Raw genomic sequence first — 18696 nt, forward strand, 5'->3', positions numbered from 1 at the left:
TGATAAAAATGATAGCAACGAAGGATATACGTATAGAAAAAGATTTTTTAGGTGAAAAAGAAGTACCAAGTGCAGCTTATTATGGTGTACAAACATTACGTGCCGTAGAAAACTTCCCAATTACAGGATATCGCATTCATCCATCACTCATTACAGCAATGGCAATTGTGAAAAAAGCGGCGGCGCTTGCGAATATAGATACTGGTTACTTAGCTAAAGACATTGGACATGAAATTGCAGAAGCAGCGCAAGAAATTGTTGATGGAAAGTTTCATGATCAATTTATCGTGGATCCTATTCAAGGCGGAGCCGGAACTTCTATTAATATGAATACAAATGAAGTAATTGCGAATAGAGCGTTAGAACGTATGGGATATGAAAAAGGGGCGTATGCGAAAATTAGCCCAAACACTCATGTGAACATGGCCCAATCAACGAACGATGCGTTTCCAACAGGGATTCATATTGCAACTCTTATGATGTTAGAAAAGCTTCTTATTACAATGGAAGAACTTCATTCTGCTTTTCGTAAAAAAGCAAAAGAGTTTGATCACGTTATTAAAATGGGACGCACACATTTACAAGATGCAGTTCCAATTCGCCTTGGACAAGAATTTGAAGCGTATAGCCGAGTGCTTGCGCGTGATATAAAAAGAATTAAACAGTCTCGTCAGCATTTATATGAAGTGAATATGGGGGCGACAGCTGTTGGTACAGGATTGAATGCAAATCCTATGTATATTGAACAAGTGGTAAAACATTTAAGAACGTTTAGTGGATTCCCACTTGTTGGTGCAGAGCATTTAGTTGATGCAACGCAAAATACAGATGCATACACAGAAGTATCTGCAGCACTTAAAGTATGTATGATGAACATGTCTAAAATTGCAAACGATCTTCGTATTATGGCGTCTGGACCACGTGTTGGGTTAGCTGAAATTCAATTGCCAGCACGTCAGCCAGGTTCATCGATTATGCCAGGTAAAGTAAATCCAGTTATGGCAGAAGTGATTAACCAAGTCGCATTCCAAGTAATCGGAAACGATCATACAATTTGCTTAGCATCAGAAGCAGGACAATTAGAGTTAAACGTAATGGAGCCTGTGCTTGTATTTAATTTAATTCAATCTATTAGTATTATGAATAATGGATTCCGTGTATTCTGTGAATATTGTATTGAAGGAATTACGGCAAATGAAGAATTGCTGAAGCAATATGTTGAGAAAAGTGTTGGAATTATTACAGCAGTTAATCCTCATATTGGTTATGAAGTAGCATCTCGTATTGCACGTGAAGCAATTGAAACAGGGAAATCTGTTAGGGAGTTATGTTTAGAACATGGTGTACTGACAGAAGAGGAATTGGATATTATTTTAGATCCATTCGAAATGACTCACCCTGAAATTGCTGGAGCTTCTTTATTAAAAAATAAAAAAATGTAATGTGAAAAACACCGATCCACTTGGATCGGTGTTTTATTTTTAAAAGATATTAAATACAGCGTTTAATTGAAGTAAGCTAATAACAGCTAAGAAGATTAAACTGTATTTCATTGCTGTTTTAAATAGAGCAGATTCTTTACCAACTAGTCCAACTGCGGCACAAGCAACTGCTACAGATTGTGGTGAAACCATTTTTGCCATTGTACCACCTACTACGTTTAAGGCAACGAGTGTAGAAGGAACGATGTTTAACTGGTCTGCTGTTACTGCTTGAAGTGGTGCGAATAAAGAACCACTTGAAACTACTGAACCTGTAATGAATACGCCAATCCATCCTAAGATTGGAGAAAGAACTGGGAATGCATTACCAGTAGAAGAGAATGCAAGTCCAAGTGTAGATGACATACCAGAGTAGTTTTCTACGTAAGCTAAAGCGATAACGCTACAAATTGTATATACTGGAGCTTTTAATTCTTTCATTGTTTCAATCATTAATTCTTTAACCATTTTACCTTTTACGCGGTAAACGATAAGTGAAACGATAATTGCTAGTACAATCGCAGTAGTTGTAGAAGAGAATACATCAAATTTGAAAACAGCTGCGAAAGGTGTATCAGCTTTTGTAATTGGTGTAGTTTTCATAACAGCATTATGAAGACCAGGGAACTGAATGTTAAATACTAAGTTTGCTAACGCACCATCTGGAGCAAATAAAGCTTTAATCGGTTTTAAGTTAAAGATTGTTACAAATGCAGTTAAGAATACGAATGGAGACCAAGCGTATAAAATTTGATTGAATGTATGTGATACTTTAGTTTCTTGTTTTTCTTCTTTAGTAGAAGATTTTGGTTGCCAAACACGTAAGAATAATGCAAGAGCAATCATACTTACAACTGCTGCGAAAATATTAGTAAGTTCTGCACCTAAGAAGTAAGTCACAGCGAATTGAGTAATAGCGAAAGAAACACCACTTACAAGAATACCTTGCCAAGTTTCTTTAATACCTTTAATTCCATCGACCATTGAAACAAGTAAGAAAGGTAAAATAATACTAATGAAAGGTAAAATAAGAACAGTTTGACGACCAATAGTTAATGCGTCAAGTTGAGTTAATTGTGCTGGCACTGTAACTGGAATACCCATAGCACCCATAGCACCACCAGCAATATTAGCTACTAAACAAATACCTGCTGCTTTTAATGGATTAAAGCCCATACCTACAAGTAGTGCGGCTGTAATAGCAACTGGAACCCCTAGACCAGCTGCACCTTCTAAGAAAGCACCGAAAGAATAAGCGATTAATAATACTTGTAAACGTTGATCATTTGTAATGCTTGAAATACTATCGCGAATAATATTGAATTGCTCTGTTTTAACAGTTAATTTGTAAAGGAAAATTGCGGCGATAACGATAGTACAAATTGGATAAAATCCAGATAAAACACCGAATCCAGCAGATGCTACAGCTACTGTTGCTGGCATTTTATAAACAAATATTGCAAGGATAATAGCGACAATCACACTATAAAGACCAGCCATGTAACTTTTCATTTTGAATCCCATTAAACAAATGATGAAACAAAAGATTGGAAGTGCTGCGATTAGTGCAGATAACCAAATATTGTTTAATGGGTCATAAATTTGTGTCCAAGTACTCATAATAATGACAACTCCTATCTATTATATGTGAAGAAATTCACATTATTTGTGAAACTATTCACAATCAACTTACATGCTTAGTATATTCTCCTTCAACACTATTGTCAACGTAAAAAAGTATAATTATTCCATAATAGTGTTAAAAGAAAAGCTTTGTTCATAAAGTAGACAAAAAACACACTCAAATGAATTTAAGTGTGCTGTATAAACTATTTGCATATTATTTTGCTTATTCAGCTGGCATGTTTCCTATAAGTGTATATTAGATGCCATCTTTTATATCGAGTATAAAGTTTGATATATGAACTGATCTGTCCTATTTGATCTAGTGTGAGGGAGGATTGGTGAGTGGATTTAAATAGGAAGTTTTGCACAACAGTCCAACCGCTTGCAATACGAATAAAAAATTAGAAACAAATTTTTAATATCACATCATCTCTTTTTACTGAAAATTCCTTTTAGCGTAACAAAGAGGTTAATTATAGTTCAACTACATTACGATAGGTTATCAATTATAGACGGTATTTTACAATACCGTTACTGTGCGTTTCAATGAGGTGAAAATATAACAAAAAGCTTGATAAAACAACGTTTGCAAGCAAAGTATTCGTAGGCCATTATTTTGCTTTTTCGTTATATCATATAGTATAATATTCAAAATCAGCAAGGATTTTTTCCTGAATTTTTGCTGATAAAGATGGAAAAATTTTTCGGCTTTATAGGTTGATAAAGTTATGTCGTAACAGGAAATATAAGAACAGATATATAAATAAATAAAAAGAACATAAAAACGCAAATAAAAACGAAAATGAGGGGAACTTTATGAGCCAAAATCAATTCGAATGTCGTATTTCAGAAGAAGATGTACAAATGTTAAGAGCGTTAGCTCACCCACTTCGTCTACGTCTAGTAATGGAACTTATGCAAAGAGGAACATGTAATGTAACACAACTACAGGAAGTATTAGAAATTCCGCAATCAACGGTTTCACAACATTTAACGAAGTTAAAGCAAAATAAAGTAGTGCGCTTTGAAAGACGAGGATTAGAAGTGTATTATCAAATCCATAATGATAAAGTAAGTGCGGTAGTAAAAACATTATTTTCTTAAAATTTGAATATTATGGAAAAAGACGTATGGAATATACGTCTTTTTTTATTTGTCAGAAAGGTAGTGAGAGAGTAAATATTAGCATGTGAGGAAGAAATGACTATCAATCAACATGCTGCCTTACGGAATATATTCTAAAAGGAAAAGAAAAAATAGAAAGGAGTGTAGTAAGCAAAAGGAGGGATAGTAGTATGGATGTGAAACGTGTGAAACAAATTTTATCTTCTTCAAGTAGAATTGACGTTACATATGAGGGCGTACCAGTATGGATTGAGAGCTGTGATGAGCAGAAGGGGAGTGCTCAAGTGTATGATGTATCTAATCCTGGTGAGAGCGTTCATGTGGACGTGACAGCTTTAGAGGAGAAATAATAAAAAAGACGCTTCTCAATTGAGAAGCGTCTTTTTGTTATTCCATCATATGTGCAATTTTCTTAGAGAACATAAGAAGTACTAATCCCAGTACAATTACGATAATACCGATACTTGCGAATACTTCTAAATATCCTAAAGATTGAGTGAAAGCAGCTAATTGTCCTGCTAATAAGTTTGCGAAGCCAGTACCAGCTAACCATACACCCATTAATAATGATGCTAATTTAACAGGAGCAATTGCACTTACCATAGATAATCCGATTGGTGATAAGAATAACTCACCGATTGTGTGGAACATGTAAGTGAATACAATGAATAGTAAGTTTGCTTTCATTGTAATGTTACCTTCATCGCTACCAGTTTTTAAAACAGCTAAAGTTAGAACTAAATATCCAATCCCTAGTAAAATCATGCCTAATGCCATTTTTGTTGGGATTTTCAAATCGCCATTTTTTGTTTTTGAAAGCTTAATCCATAACGCAGAAACAGGTAATGCTAGTAAGATAATGAATAGTGGGTTTACAGATTGGAACCAAGGTGTTGGAATTGTAAATCCACCAATTGTACGATCGACGAACTTATCTGTGTAAAGTGTTAAAGAACTACCAGCTTGCTCAAATCCTGCCCAGAAGAATACTACGAAACAAGTTAAAATTAAAATTGCAGCAGTACGTTTTTTCTCTTGTGTTGTTAAAGGTTTTTTCTCAATTGCTTTTGCATTTTTTTCTTTAGATTGTTTACCTACAACAGTTGTTCCGATAGACCCTAAGTAACGAGGTGCTAAGAAATTAAAGGCAAGCTGCCCAATAATCATACCGATACAAGCTGTTAAGAAACCGTATCTATAATCTGCAAAGTAACCGCAAATGAATGGAGCGATAAGAGCTCCTAAGTTAATCCCCATGTAGAAGATAGTGAAGGCACTATCACGACGAGAATCATTTTCGCTATATAATTGACCTAATAAAGTCGAAATATTTGGTTTGAAGAATCCGTTACCAATAACTAATAATCCTAATCCTAAGAAAAGTCCAGTTTTTGTGTTCATTGAGAATAATACAAAGTTACCAATTGCCATGATGATACCACCAATAGTAATGGCATGTCGCTTCGTAATGAAATGGTCAGTTAACCAACCACCAATAATAGGTGTGAAGTATACTAACATTGTGAAAATACCGTAAATTTGAACTGCAACTGCTTTATCAAATCCTAAACCGCCGCTTACTAAGCTCGTTGTTAAATAAAGAACTAATAAGCCACGCATTCCGTAATAACTAAATCTTTCCCATGCCTCTGTAAAGAACAACAAGTATAACCCTGGTGGATGTTTTTTTGGTGATTGTTGCTCTCCAGCTTTGTCTAATTTTAAAGCTGCATCCATTTTTGTTTCCCCCTAATCCTGTATAACGGATATTTATGTAATCATTTTAATTTACAAAATATTTAGAAGTCAATAGAATTATATGGAAATAGAAAGAAAATTTCTAAAAAAGTTCTATTTTTCTTCGACCGTTACTGTATTTTGCCCTGAAAACGAGATGATAAGCGTTTTCAAATGTAATAATTGAATTCTAAAAGAAAATAAAATAGTGATTAATCAGAAAATTTAGATTAAAACATTTATTCTGATATAAAGAAAATATATTCTATTTACTTTCTCAATATAACATATTGGGAATAAAAATACAAAACGAAATAATGTGACATTTAAGTGAATTGAAAAATAACCAGCTCCACAGAAGGGAGCTGGTTAAGGAAATATTATTTAACAAAGCGTTTTTCGATGTCATCTAGTAATAGGTTAGCAGCAATTACACCGCCAGCTGTATTCCAAATAACATCGTCGACTTTGTATGCTTTACCATTCTTTACGGCATTTAAATTTTTAAATAGAGGATCGTTTATATATTCTTTTTCTAGTTCAGATCCTTTTTTCTCATTTCCTTTATCGAATGTGAAGTAGAATAATACGTCACCATCCATAGCAGAAATACGCTCTTTAGATACGTTACGCTCTGCAAAATCATCTTTGTTTTGATCTCCAGGACGTTTAAATCCAAGTTCTTTTAAAATAACACCAGAGAATGTATCGCCATGATAAATACGAACATCACCAGGCATGAAACGAACCATAGAGATTTCTTGATTTACTTTATCGCCAAGTTTGCCTTTTAAATCTTTCATACGTGATTCGTAATCAGCTACAACTTTTTGACCTTCTTTTTCTTTATTTAATGCTTTTGCATAAAATTTGAAGTTATCTTTCCATTCACCACGTAATGTTTCTGAGAACACAGTAGGCGCAATTGCTTTTAATTGTTCGTACACTTTTTCGTGGCGCATTTTGTTACCGATAATTAAGTCTGGTTTTAAAGAAGCGATTGTTTCAACGTTAACTTGTCCTTCATCACCAACAACTTTTACATCTTTCATTTTATCCTTAATATGTGGATACCATGGGTCACCAGTCCAAGACTTTACAGCACCAACTGGTTTCACACCTAATTCAAGTAAAGCTTCAGTTCCTTCATTTGTTAAGATAACTACACGTTTTGGATTAGCAGGAACTTCTGTTTTACCCATTGCATGTTCTACAGTAACCACTTCTTTTTTATTATCTTCTTTTGTAGATTCTTCTTTGTTATTTGATTTTCCACAAGCGCTTAAAAGCATTGAAAATGCTAGTAAAAATACAAATACTGTAAACGATTTCTTCCGCATGAAATTCATTATGTACCCCCTATATGTTGAGAATATTTTTCAATAGCAAGCATGATATTAAGCCTTTATCTTTTGATTGTCAATACATATGGGTGAAAATAATTCTCATTTCCGTTGACAATGAGAATTAAGTTGAAATACACTAACAACGTATCATTATACATTGAAGGGGAAACGCTGCATGTTATTAAAAACAAATCGAGCAAAATGGATTGGATTATTTGTTGGAATCATTGCAGTCGTTATTTGTATTTGGGGAAGTATTATTTTCGGATATACAAATACGAGTTGGAAACTAGCATTGGATGCTTTTTTCCATTTTAACGGTTCCAATGAACATATTATTATTCAAAATGTACGTCTGCCTAGGGCGTTAATTGCAGCTAGTGTTGGTGCTAGTTTAGCCATTGCTGGTTGTCTTATGCAAACTTTAACTAAGAATCCACTTGCTTCTCCAGATTTTATTGGATTAAATTCAGGTGCTGCGTTCTTTATAGTTGTAGCAATTGTAATCTTTTCAGTAACATCATTATCAGCTTTCACATGGATTGCCTTTTTAGGAGCGGCGGTTGCAGCTGTACTTGTATTTGCTTCTAGTTCTTTAGGAAAAGAAGGGACTACTCCTCTTAAGTTAACGTTAGCAGGGGTCGCAATTAGTGCATTATTTTCATCATTAACACAAGGATTACTTGTGTTAAATGAAAAAGCACTTGAAGAGGTATTATTTTGGCTTGCTGGATCTGTGCAAGGGAGAAAGTTAGAAATTTTACAATCTGTATTCCCATATTTATTAATAGGATGGATTGCATCTCTTATGATGGCAGGGAAAGTAAATACATTGATGATGGGAGAAGACGTCGCGAAAGGACTTGGACAACGAACAATTTTAATGAAATCATTCGTGTTACTTATTATTGTACTGTTGTCTGGTGGTTCAGTTGCGGTTGCTGGCCCAATTGGATTTATTGGAATTATTACTCCGCATTTTGCGAGATTTCTTGTTGGAGTTGACCACAGATGGAGAGTGCCTTATAGCGGATTGTTAGGTGCAATACTACTAATATTGGCTGATATAGCAGCAAGATATGTCATTATGCCACAAGAAGTACCAGTAGGAGTTATGACAGCATTTATTGGAGCTCCATTCTTTATTTATATTGCACGTAAGAGAGGGCTTAGCAAATGAAGAAATATATTCCGTTTCGTATAGGAAAAGGTGAGCTCTCGTTTTTAATGTATAAACGAGCTTGTCTCGTCTTGTTAAGTTTACTAGTTGTTTTAATAGGATTATTCTTTGCGAGCGCAGGTATGGGAGACATGAAAATTGCTCCTTATGACGTATGGCAAGCAATTACCGGAAATGGCGATGCAATGTCAAATATGGTTGTAAATAAGTTTCGTATGCCACGTATTTTAATTGCTATCCTCGTAGGAATTGCGCTTGCGGTAGCGGGCTGTATTTTACAAGGGCTCGTTCGAAATCCACTTGCTTCTCCTGATATCATCGGGATTACGGGCGGGGCAAGTGTCGCAGTTGTATTATTTTTAGCGCTATTTAGTGATAAAAATAATGCGCTAACTGTAAGCATTCATTATATGCCGTTAGCAGCTTTTGCAGGAGCAACGATTGTAGCGGTTTTTGTATACTTATTTGCATGGAAAAATGATGGATTATCACCAATTATTCTCGTTTTAATTGGTGTTGGATTTTGGGCATTAACGAAGGCGGCAACAACATTATTTATGTTGTTAGCACCAATTTATCAAGCGAGCCAAGCGAATGTATGGATTACGGGTACCGTTTATGGCTCTTCTTGGCAAAATGTTATGGTACTTGCACCGTGGGTTCTCATTTTAACAGTAATATCATTTATAGCTGCTAGACATTTAAATGCGCAAGAGCTAGGGGATGATATTGCGGTAGGACTTGGTGTTCCTTTAACGAAGTCACGCGTATTCATGTTATTACTTAGTACGGCTTTAATTGGGGGAGCAGTTGCCTTCGCCGGAGGGATTGGATTTGTCGGTTTAATGGCACCTCATATTTCACGAAGGCTAGTTGGTTCTTTATACGGTGCATTGCTCCCAGTTGCAGCTATTGTCGGTGCAATTCTAGTACTTGCTGCAGATTTAATAGGGCGTACAATTTTCACACCACTTGAAATTCCAGCAGGGGTATTTACATCAGCAATTGGTGCACCTTATTTTATTTATTTACTTTATAAAAGTCGGAATTCATAAAGGGAGATGAATATGCAAAAAGCATTGGAGACGAAACGCTTGACGTTGTCTTATGGTGAAACAATTATTATTGATGAGTTGAATTTAGAAATTCCAAAAGGTGAAATTACAATCTTTATCGGTTCCAACGGTTGCGGGAAATCAACTTTATTACGTTCACTAGCTAGATTATTAAAGCCAACAACTGGTGACATTTTGTTAGATAATCAAGCTATTCAAAGTATGCAAACGAAGCAAATTGCTCGTCAAATGGCAATTTTACCGCAAGGACCGCAAGCACCAGAAGGGCTTACAGTATTGCAACTTGTAAAACAAGGACGCTATCCATATCAAACATGGCTGAAACAGTGGTCAGAAAAAGATGAGGAAATGGTACAGAAGGCACTTGCAGCAACAGGTATGACAGAATTTGCTGAGCGTGATGTGCATGCTCTTTCAGGTGGGCAGCGTCAACGTGCTTGGATCGCAATGACACTTGCACAAGATACAGATATCATTTTACTGGATGAGCCAACTACATACTTAGATATGACTCACCAAATTGAAGTGCTAGATTTATTATTCGAATTAAATGAAACAGAACAAAGAACAATTGTTATGGTATTACATGATCTGAATTTAGCATGCCGCTATGCAGATAACATTGTAGCAATTCAAGATAAACAAATATATGCACAAGGTAAACCTGAAGAAGTGGTAGATGAGAAACTAGTACGTGATGTATTCCGAATGGAGTGTCAAATTAGTACGGATCCGTTGTTTGGAACACCGCTTTGTATCCCTCACGGAAGAGGAAGACGTGTAGTTAAAGAAGTTGCTCAGGCAATGAGATAAAAAAACGATGAGTGATTCATCGTTTTTTTTATTTGGTACAAGAAAATAAGAGGAAGAGAGGAATACGTAAGCGACGTTTATACTCTTCTTCATCTTGAAAATAGGTTGGATTTGGTGTAGCTTCTTTTAATGATGTAATGGTAAATCCGGCTTGCTGTAATAATGTGAAATACTCTTCCGTTGTACGATGATATTTAATAACTTCTTGCTCAATCCATGGTTCAACCCGTTTGCCTAGTTTAAAGTAATCATCGACGAGCCAACTCGTTCTTTTACCACTTGTTTGTAAGCTTTCAAATGAAGAAGTAATAACGGGATGTTGAACGCTAAAGGTAAAGGTGCCATTTGTTTTTAAAGTTTGAAATACATTTTTAAAAATAGTATCAAGATGTTCAATATAATGTAAGGCGAGTCTAGATGTTACTAAATCAAAAGTGGAAGAGGGGTAAGTATAATCTTTGAGGTTTAAAAAATGAACAGATCCATTTTTATTTTCTAGTTGTTTTTTAGCTTTTTCATACATAAGTTCGGAGCCTTCAATGCCGGTGTAAGAGTAGCATCCCTTCTCTAATAATTCCGCGCCAAACTTAGCATCACCACAGCCTAAATCGAGAATTTGTTTTCCTTGTACATGACCAATGAGCTGAAAGAATACTGGTTTTTCAATGGATTCATTTGGGCTATTTTCTCGGTATCTTCGTTTCATATATTGTTCGAAAAATGCTGTGTTATTGTATACATCAGATTCTGTAAATGCCATGTTTGAAACCTCCCGAAATATTTTTTTAATTCTATCAAATATGAAAAGTAAATGATAGATTTATTGTAATGAATCATATATAATCTAGAATTGTAAGCGGTTACTTTAAACTATTTTTCTATAATAAATTCTGAAAACGTGTTAAGCTAGTAGAGGGATTATTAGAACTATTAAGACAATAATCCGCTTACATGAACGATGGGAGGCTTCACGATGTCTAGTAAAACACTTGCGAAATTTTTAGAAGAAAATTTAGAGGATTTAAAATCAAAGGGGCTTTATAACGTAATTGATCCGCTTGAGAGTTCAAATGGACCGATCATTACAATTGGCGGAAAAGAATATATTAACTTATCTTCAAACAACTATCTGGGATTAGCAACAGATAGCCGTTTGCAAGAAGCAGCAATTGGTGCTATTCATAAGTACGGTGTTGGAGCAGGGGCTGTTCGTACAATTAACGGTACTTTAGATTTGCATATTAAGTTAGAAGAAACAATTGCAAAGTTTAAACATACAGAAGCAGCAATTGCTTATCAATCAGGATTTAACTGTAATATGGCAGCGATTTCAGCTGTTATGGATAAAAATGATGCGATTCTTTCAGACGAATTAAATCATGCATCTATTATTGACGGTAGTCGTTTATCAAAAGCAAAAATTATTGTTTATAAACATTCTGATATGGAAGATTTACGCCAAAAAGCAATCGCGGCGAAAGAATCAGGTCTTTACAATAAATTAATGGTAATTACAGATGGTGTCTTTTCGATGGATGGAGATGTTGCAAAACTACCAGAAATTGTTGAGATTGCAGAAGAGTTAGATTTAATGACATACGTAGATGATGCACACGGTTCAGGTGTACTTGGAAAAGGTGCAGGAACTGTAAAGCACTTCGGTCTTTCTGATAAAGTTGATTTCCAAATTGGTACATTATCAAAAGCAATTGGGGTAATTGGTGGATATGTAGCAGGGAAACAAAACTTAATTGACTGGTTAAAAGTTCGTTCACGTCCATTCTTATTCTCTACAGCATTAACACCAGCTGATGCAGCAGCTTGCATGAGATCAATTGAAATCTTAATGGAAAGCACAGAGTTACACGATCGCTTATGGGAAAATGGCCGCTACTTGAAACAAGGATTAAAAGAACTTGGCTTTAACATTGGGGAAAGTGAAACGCCAATTACACCTTGTATCATTGGGGACGAAGTATTAACACAAGAATTTAGTAAACGTCTAAATGAAGAAGGTGTATACGCAAAATCTATCGTGTTCCCAACTGTAGCAAAAGGAACAGGGCGCGTTCGTAATATGCCTACAGCCGCTCATACGAAAGAAATGTTAGATGAAGCAATTCTTAAGTATGAAAAAGTAGGAAAAGAAATGGGCATCATTTAAGTAACGACATCTTTTGAATAGCTTGCAAATGAGGAGTGGGGAAAATGAAAAAAATTCTAGTAACCGGTTCTTTAGGGCAAATTGGTTCTGAACTAGTAATGAAACTTCGTGATGTATACGGCGCATCAAATGTTATTGCAACAGATATTCGTGAAACAGATAGTGAAGTAGTAACGTCTGGTCCATTTGAAACGTTAGATGTAACAGATGGACAAAAACTACATGATATTGCAAAGCGTAATGAAGTAGATACAATTATTCATTTAGCAGCTTTACTTTCAGCAACAGCAGAAAAAAATCCGTTATTTGCATGGAATTTAAATATGGGTGGACTTGTAAATGCTCTAGAAGCAGCTCGTGAATTAAACTGTAAGTTCTTCACGCCAAGTTCTATCGGTGCATTTGGTCCATCAACGCCAAAAGATAATACACCGCAAGATACAATTCAGCGTCCTACTACGATGTATGGGGTAAACAAAGTGGCAGGAGAATTACTGTGTGATTATTATTATCAAAAATTTGGCGTAGATACGCGCGGTGTCCGTTTCCCAGGTTTAATTTCTTACGTAGCTCCTCCAGGAGGCGGAACGACTGATTATGCAGTTGAAATTTATTATGAGGCGATTAAAAAAGGTGCATACACCTCATACATTGCTGAAGGAACATATATGGACATGATGTATATGCCTGATGCTTTACAAGCGATCATTTCATTAATGGAAGCTGATCCAAGTAAGCTAGTGCATAGAAATGCATTTAACATTACAGCAATGAGCTTCGAGCCAGAGCAAATTGCAGCGTCAATTCGTAAACACATTCCGACGTTTACAATGGATTATGCAGTAGATCCAGCTCGTCAAACAATCGCTGATAGCTGGCCAAACTCTATTGATGCAACAGCAGCAATGAAAGAGTGGGGCTTTAAAGCAGAATACGATTTAGACAAAATGACAACTGACATGCTGGCTAAGTTAAAAAAAAAGCTCACAGCTGAGTTAGTGATGAATTAATAGGAAGAGTCGATTCTTAGGAATCGGCTCTTCCTCATTTTTGGAAGGAGAGAAGTCTTATGCAAAGAGTTGATGTCGTATATGCACTAATACATGACGAAGAAACAGATAAAATATTAATGGTACATAATGTAGAACAAAACGTTTGGTCATTGCCAGGCGGGGCTGTGGAAAAAGGTGAAATATTAGAGGAAGCACTAATAAGAGAAGTGAAAGAAGAGACAGGTTTAACTGCTACGTTAGGTGGACTTGTTGCGATCAATGAAAAATTCTTTGAAGAATCAGGGAATCATGCACTATTTTTTACATTCCGAGCGAATGTAGAAAAAGGTGAACTTATTGCGGAAGATGAAGGTGAAATTTCTGCAGTAGAGTGGGTGGATCGAACAATTGCGAATGAGCGCTTCCCATACTATGACGGAGGATTTGAATATTTGTTAGAAATAGCCATTCCATACAAGTTTCAACCAGAAACAAAGTAATTGAACGAAAAAACAGGAGCCACAAGGCTCCTATTTTCTATTCAATCGTCTTCAGTAATAATTTTTTCAGTAATGGTTTAATCTTCAGTCGTAAATCTTCAGCGTGATTTGCAACTAAGAAGTGATGGTTATAAATGTTTTTCATCAATTGATAAGTTGCTTCTTTCGCTTCGCCTTCTTCGATGAAGATACCGATTACTTCCATACCACTTTTACGCGCGAGTTTAACAGCTTCATGCGTATCTAAAATTCCGTCTTGTTGATAGTCTAGCGCAGAAGGCTCACCGTCTGTGAAGACTAGTAAGAATTTATGTTTCTCAGGTCTTTTGGCAAGCTTTTCAGAAACGATACGAATAATATATCCGTCGCGGTTATCTTCTTCTTCACGAAGTTGCATAATTTCTGGACCAACGTTTGGTAACGTTGAGTTTTTATAATTTACAACTTCATGGATAACGTTCGGCTTATCTTCAGGTTTAGCGCTAGAGGCATCTTCCCAAAATCCGCTAATAGCGTGCGGGATTTTTAAAGATTTTAAAGCTTCATGGAATAGTACAACACTCTTCTTCGTTTCTTCCATTTTGTTATACATAGAACCAGAACAGTCAACTAACAGTTGGAATGCAACGTCGAGCTCTTGTGATTCTTGCCCTTTTTTATAAAACATGCGAGGCTGCTTTTCAGTATAAATACGAAGGAATTTCTTACGAAGTCTTCCGTAATATTTATCACTATTTGCATTCGTTTTATTTTCAATCGTTTTTTCGATAATTTTCTTTAATTCTTTTACATCTTTATTAACGACTGATTTGATAGCTTGGTAATCCTTTTTCTCATCAGGATTTGGTTTACGTGCTTCTTTAAATGTATGAGAAGCGCCAGTGTTATATTTACCATATGCACCATCATTTTGACTAGAAGCGTGTGAAGCCCTTGCTTCTTCTGTATCAGCGCCATCAAAGTTGGATTGTGTACTTTTTTGAGAAGTACCTTGTACAGAACCAAGTGCTTGGTCGCCATCTTCTGATTCACGAGCAGTATCGCCCATCATGTTTGTTTTTGTTCCGCTTTCTAATTCAAAGCGTAAAAAGTTCTCGTTTTCGTTATTTTTATTTTCACGATGCCATGTGGAGAAACTTTCATCCATTTTGTTTTTATTTTCATCGTCATCTATAAGCTGCGTATCATCATTTGCTAAATCTTCGACGCGACAGTTCTTTTCGTCTGCAAGAACAGATAAATAAAGCGGTGCATGTCCGAAATAGTTGTTAAGCATATCACTTTCAAGAAGCTCCTCTAAGCGGTAGCGAATTTTCTCAACGATATACATAATATCTTCCGTATTACGAGCTTGGAATGTTTCATGCAAAATAGCTTCAATTTGTTCGAAATATTCATTATTAAACATTTCATATTTATCGCTCGTTAATGAAAGATAGCATAGGCAAAATAGACGATCACCGTGATAGTTACGAACGCGATTGATTTCATTTTGTGAGCTAAAGTAATTGCGATACATTTCTTTTCTTCTTTTAAAAACATGCTTCGTGCCAGGACGTAAGTTCTTTACAATTTCCTCAACGCGTAAATCTTCTAATAGAACAAATAATTGTGTTAAAAACTTTTTTAGGGGCGATTCTTGCAATTCAATCGCATAAGAACGAATTAAAGTCATGTCCGAGTAATGTTTATTACCAAGTGCTTTTAAGAACACTTCGCTTTTTAATCCGATTACTGTATCTTCTTCTTTTCGATCATCCCAAAAGTGACTAATGACAACTTTCTTTTCAATTTCGTCGTAGTATGCTTTATAGCCATATTCAAGATAGGCATCGTCTTCTTTTAGAAGGGCATACATTAAGTTTTCCATTTGTAGAAACAGCGACGCATCAATTTTTTTGTCACTAAAAATTTGTCTCATAAATTATCCCTCAAAGAAATAACTTTCTGCTAATTCACGGACAGTCATTTGTTCTGTTTCATCATTAAGTTTTGCAATTATGCTTCGTTCAATCGCTCGCATAACAGGAATATATACACCTAAATCACATGCGTCGATAATGCCACGAATACTTGCCGCTTCTTCACTTACACGTCCATCGCGAGCTAAAGGCATAAGGTCGCTTGCAAAGGCAACGAACTTTTCAATTGTTGCAACATCTTTTAATTTTGATTCTGCTAATAATAATTCTTTTAATGTATCACCTTGAATGTAAGGAACTTCAATAATAACGAAACGGTTTTTTAACGCTTCGTTTAGTTCACTTGTTCCAACGTAACCTTCGTTAATCGCAGCAATTACACGGTATTCGTCATCACCGTATACAACCTCTTGTGTAAATGGGTTTGTGATCATTTTACGGTAATCTAATGCGCCGTGAAGAAGTGGTAACGTTTCAGGTTTTGCCATATTGATTTCGTCAATATATAGGAAGTGACCGTTCTTCATTGCTTTCATAAGAGGACCGTTAACGAATGAAACTTCAGATGCACCATCTTTCGTTTGTAGTGTGTTGTATCCTAAAATACCCTCTACATCTAAGTCGACAGAGCAGTTAATGCTATGCATTGGTTTTTGGAATAAAGAAGAAAGAGTTTCCGCTAGTACTGTTTTACCACTACCAGTCGGTCCTTTTAATAGAATGTTCTTGCCAAGAAGAAGTGCTGTAATCGCATCTTCAATAATGCTATTATCAGACGCTTTATATATTTTCGTTCCGATTAAATGTGCGTTTTCACCAGCTTCTTGCTTATTCTTTTCATGAATCGTAGAAAGCTGTTGTTTTAAATCAGCATGTATATGAAATTGTTCTAACATGTATTTCCCACCTAACATTATTTTCATAAAGTAATACATCTTATGATAACTTGTTTTAATATGGTATGCAAAGAAAAGGAAGGAGGATAAAGGGAAAAGAAAAAGCAATCAAGATGAAGTTGATTGCCTACAGTAAAGGAGAAATGAGCCTCATGAAAGACTCCAATATGCGTTTTTTTATACTTCTTTTTTGGAAAGAGTTCCATTTAATTTCAGTTGAATGTTTAAAATCTTCTTCAAAATCACGTTTAATATCGTGAACTGTTTTTGATTCATAAAGTACACTAATAATTTCGTAATTCAATTCAAAGCTACGTACATCCATGTTCGCTGTTCCAATAGTTGCAATTGTATCATCAACGAGTACAATTTTTGCATGCATAAAACCATCTTTATAACTGTAAATAGAAGCACCAGCTTTTAAAAGCGGAGTGAAATAGGATTGAGATGCTTGATCACTAATGATGCTATCACTTTTACCTGGATATAAAATCCGTACATCTATTCCGGCAATTGCACTTAAGCGTAATAATGTTAAAGTTTCTTGATCTGGAATAAAGTAGGGTGTAGCGATCCAAATGGATTTTTTTGCAGAGCCCATAACAGCTAATAATGTATTACGAATACTTTTATCATCGGAGCTTGGTCCGCTTGCTACGATTTGAACAGCACCTTCTGCATTTGAAATCTCTTTACCTGGGAAGTATTGTCTATTCATGAATTGATCCCAGGAATAAGTATTTAAACCACTAGAGGCATAGAGCCAGTCTTCTAGAAAGATTGCTTGTAATTTATATAATGCTTTTCCTTCTATTTTTAAATGACTATCACGCCAAACAGGAAATTTCTTGGAACGGCCAAGATATTCATCACCGACATTGAGTCCTCCGGTAAAACCAATTTCGCCATCTACAATAACAATTTTTCGATGGTTACGATAATTGACAGTTTCAAGTAACCAAGCTGAAAAAATAGGGTCAAATTCTACAATTTCAATCCCAGCTTCTTTCATAGGTTGCAAAAATCGTCGTCTTAACGTATTACTTCCAAGGCCATCATAAAGGAAGCGTACAATAACACCATCTTTTGCTTTTTGTATTAAAGCATCTCGAACTTTTGTACCAATTTCATCAGATTTATAAATGTAGTATTGAATATGTATATGATGTTTTGCTTGCTCTATAGCTCGCAAAATTTCTGAAAATGTTTGATCTCCGTTTGTTAAAAGTTTTGTAGTTGTTTTATCTGCAGCAGGACCGCCTCCAAATTTTTGTATGACTTCTGTTAAATGTATGGAACGTTCATTTAGTGGGACTGTGAGTAATAACTCTAGTCTTCTTCCTTCTAATATTTCACGGAATAATTTTCTTTGTTCTTCTGAACGATGGAGATGTTTTTTTCTTCTCCAGCGGCTGCGCCCGAAAATAGCGTATAATAGCACACCTATAATAGGAAGAAGTGCTAATACTAAAAACCATGCTAATGTACTTTGTGGAGATCTATTTTCTATAAAAATAACGAATGAAATTCCTACGATTGTGATGGACCATAGAGCACCGACAAATGTATATAACGAGATATACGATGTATTTAATAGGAACAGAACGATAGATACAATTGTAAATATTAATAGTAATTGAACGATAGGCTTCTTCATTTCTATATAATTCCCCTAATCTTTTTTCAATATAGACTTCTTAAATAGAAGATGTAATATGACATCTTTATTATAAGGTGTTTTGCTTTTTTTACAAAATATAGACATTTCACCTATACTTTCCGCATTTGTCCTACATACAGTGTACTATCCCATTTTTTATCCCACTCTTAACGCATAT

Annotated in this window: 16 protein-coding genes; 9 read left to right on the forward strand and 7 right to left on the reverse strand. The window is 35.4% G+C overall.

Annotated features, from left to right (window positions below; translation table 11 throughout):
- The first annotated feature begins 8 nt into the window (after positions 1–8).
- On the forward strand, positions 9–1442 hold the full coding sequence (aspA, locus tag ACTFRM_RS26765; protein ID WP_257115845.1) for an aspartate ammonia-lyase: 1434 nt from the start codon (positions 9–11) through the stop codon (positions 1440–1442).
- 39 nt (positions 1443–1481) lie between these two features.
- Here the strand turns inward: aspA and ACTFRM_RS26770 are convergent, their stop codons facing one another.
- Complete coding sequence (locus ACTFRM_RS26770; protein ID WP_000109096.1) at positions 1482–3101, reverse strand: L-lactate permease; 1620 nt, start codon at positions 3099–3101, stop codon at positions 1482–1484.
- 822 nt (positions 3102–3923) lie between these two features.
- On the opposite strand from ACTFRM_RS26770, the gene ACTFRM_RS26775 reads away from it, so the two are divergent.
- Together ACTFRM_RS26775 and ACTFRM_RS26780 are read left to right on the forward strand one after the other, a co-directional pair.
- Entirely contained in the window at positions 3924–4211 is a 288-nt protein-coding gene (locus tag ACTFRM_RS26775; RefSeq protein ID WP_000081428.1) for an ArsR/SmtB family transcription factor, read from the forward strand.
- 191 nt (positions 4212–4402) lie between these two features.
- Positions 4403–4582 carry an acid-soluble spore protein H gene (locus ACTFRM_RS26780; RefSeq protein WP_000382679.1) on the forward strand — a complete coding sequence of 60 codons (180 nt, stop codon included), beginning with the start codon at positions 4403–4405 and terminating at the stop codon, positions 4580–4582.
- 37 nt (positions 4583–4619) lie between these two features.
- Here ACTFRM_RS26780 and ACTFRM_RS26785 read toward each other — a convergent pair whose 3' ends face one another.
- Together ACTFRM_RS26785 and ACTFRM_RS26790 are read right to left on the reverse strand one after the other, a co-directional pair.
- Positions 4620–5969, reverse strand: a complete 1350-nt coding sequence (locus ACTFRM_RS26785; protein WP_000338314.1) for a peptide MFS transporter — start codon at positions 5967–5969, stop codon at positions 4620–4622.
- 380 nt (positions 5970–6349) lie between these two features.
- A complete protein-coding gene (locus ACTFRM_RS26790; RefSeq protein ID WP_001010276.1) occupies positions 6350–7318 on the reverse strand; it encodes an ABC transporter substrate-binding protein in 969 nt (322 codons plus the stop codon).
- A 172-nt stretch (positions 7319–7490) separates the two neighbouring features.
- On the opposite strand from ACTFRM_RS26790, the gene ACTFRM_RS26795 reads away from it, so the two are divergent.
- Genes ACTFRM_RS26795 through ACTFRM_RS26805 form a run of 3 tightly spaced genes read left to right on the forward strand, consistent with a single transcriptional unit; the run spans position 7491 to position 10384 of the window.
- Entirely contained in the window at positions 7491–8495 is a 1005-nt protein-coding gene (locus tag ACTFRM_RS26795; RefSeq protein WP_000925232.1) for a FecCD family ABC transporter permease, read from the forward strand.
- The gene (locus ACTFRM_RS26800) at positions 8492–9550 is read left to right on the forward strand and encodes a FecCD family ABC transporter permease (RefSeq protein ID WP_000760056.1); all 1059 of its coding nucleotides are present in this window, start codon (positions 8492–8494) and stop codon (positions 9548–9550) included. Before ACTFRM_RS26795 ends, ACTFRM_RS26800 begins: the two co-directional genes overlap by 4 nt.
- 12 nt (positions 9551–9562) lie before the next feature.
- Positions 9563–10384 carry an ABC transporter ATP-binding protein gene (locus ACTFRM_RS26805; RefSeq protein ID WP_001167962.1) on the forward strand — a complete coding sequence of 274 codons (822 nt, stop codon included), beginning with the start codon at positions 9563–9565 and terminating at the stop codon, positions 10382–10384.
- 28 nt (positions 10385–10412) lie between these two features.
- On the opposite strand, the gene ACTFRM_RS26810 is transcribed toward ACTFRM_RS26805, so the two are convergent.
- Complete coding sequence (locus tag ACTFRM_RS26810; RefSeq protein ID WP_000885969.1) at positions 10413–11144, reverse strand: class I SAM-dependent DNA methyltransferase; 732 nt, start codon at positions 11142–11144, stop codon at positions 10413–10415.
- Positions 11145–11357: 213 nt separating this feature from the next.
- Here ACTFRM_RS26810 and ACTFRM_RS26815 point away from each other — a divergent pair, with 213 nt between their 5' ends.
- Genes ACTFRM_RS26815 through ACTFRM_RS26825 form a run of 3 tightly spaced genes read left to right on the forward strand, consistent with a single transcriptional unit; the run spans position 11358 to position 14040 of the window.
- Positions 11358–12548 (forward strand): glycine C-acetyltransferase, encoded by a 1191-nt coding sequence (locus ACTFRM_RS26815; protein ID WP_000095905.1) that lies wholly within the window; start codon positions 11358–11360, stop codon positions 12546–12548.
- Between the two features lie 44 nt (positions 12549–12592).
- Positions 12593–13558 (forward strand): L-threonine 3-dehydrogenase, encoded by a 966-nt coding sequence (locus ACTFRM_RS26820; protein ID WP_000723149.1) that lies wholly within the window; start codon positions 12593–12595, stop codon positions 13556–13558.
- Between the two features lie 59 nt (positions 13559–13617).
- On the forward strand, positions 13618–14040 hold the full coding sequence (locus ACTFRM_RS26825) for an NUDIX hydrolase (protein WP_006919539.1): 423 nt from the start codon (positions 13618–13620) through the stop codon (positions 14038–14040).
- 37 nt (positions 14041–14077) lie between these two features.
- Here ACTFRM_RS26825 and ACTFRM_RS26830 read toward each other — a convergent pair whose 3' ends face one another.
- The 3 genes from ACTFRM_RS26830 to ACTFRM_RS26840 form a co-directional block, all read right to left on the reverse strand.
- Entirely contained in the window at positions 14078–15961 is a 1884-nt protein-coding gene (locus tag ACTFRM_RS26830; protein ID WP_001248875.1) for a vWA domain-containing protein, read from the reverse strand.
- A gap of 3 nt (positions 15962–15964) precedes the next feature.
- The gene (locus tag ACTFRM_RS26835; RefSeq protein WP_000892971.1) at positions 15965–16858 is read right to left on the reverse strand and encodes an ATP-binding protein; all 894 of its coding nucleotides are present in this window, start codon (positions 16856–16858) and stop codon (positions 15965–15967) included.
- A 127-nt stretch (positions 16859–16985) separates the two neighbouring features.
- Complete coding sequence (locus ACTFRM_RS26840) at positions 16986–18515, reverse strand: cardiolipin synthase (protein WP_000743030.1); 1530 nt, start codon at positions 18513–18515, stop codon at positions 16986–16988.
- Positions 18516–18696 lie beyond the last annotated feature (181 nt).

Origin of the sequence: Bacillus cereus group sp. MYBK227-1 (assembly GCF_051916325.1) — a bacterium.
Taxonomy (GTDB): Bacteria; Bacillota; Bacilli; order Bacillales; family Bacillaceae_G; genus Bacillus_A; species Bacillus_A cereus.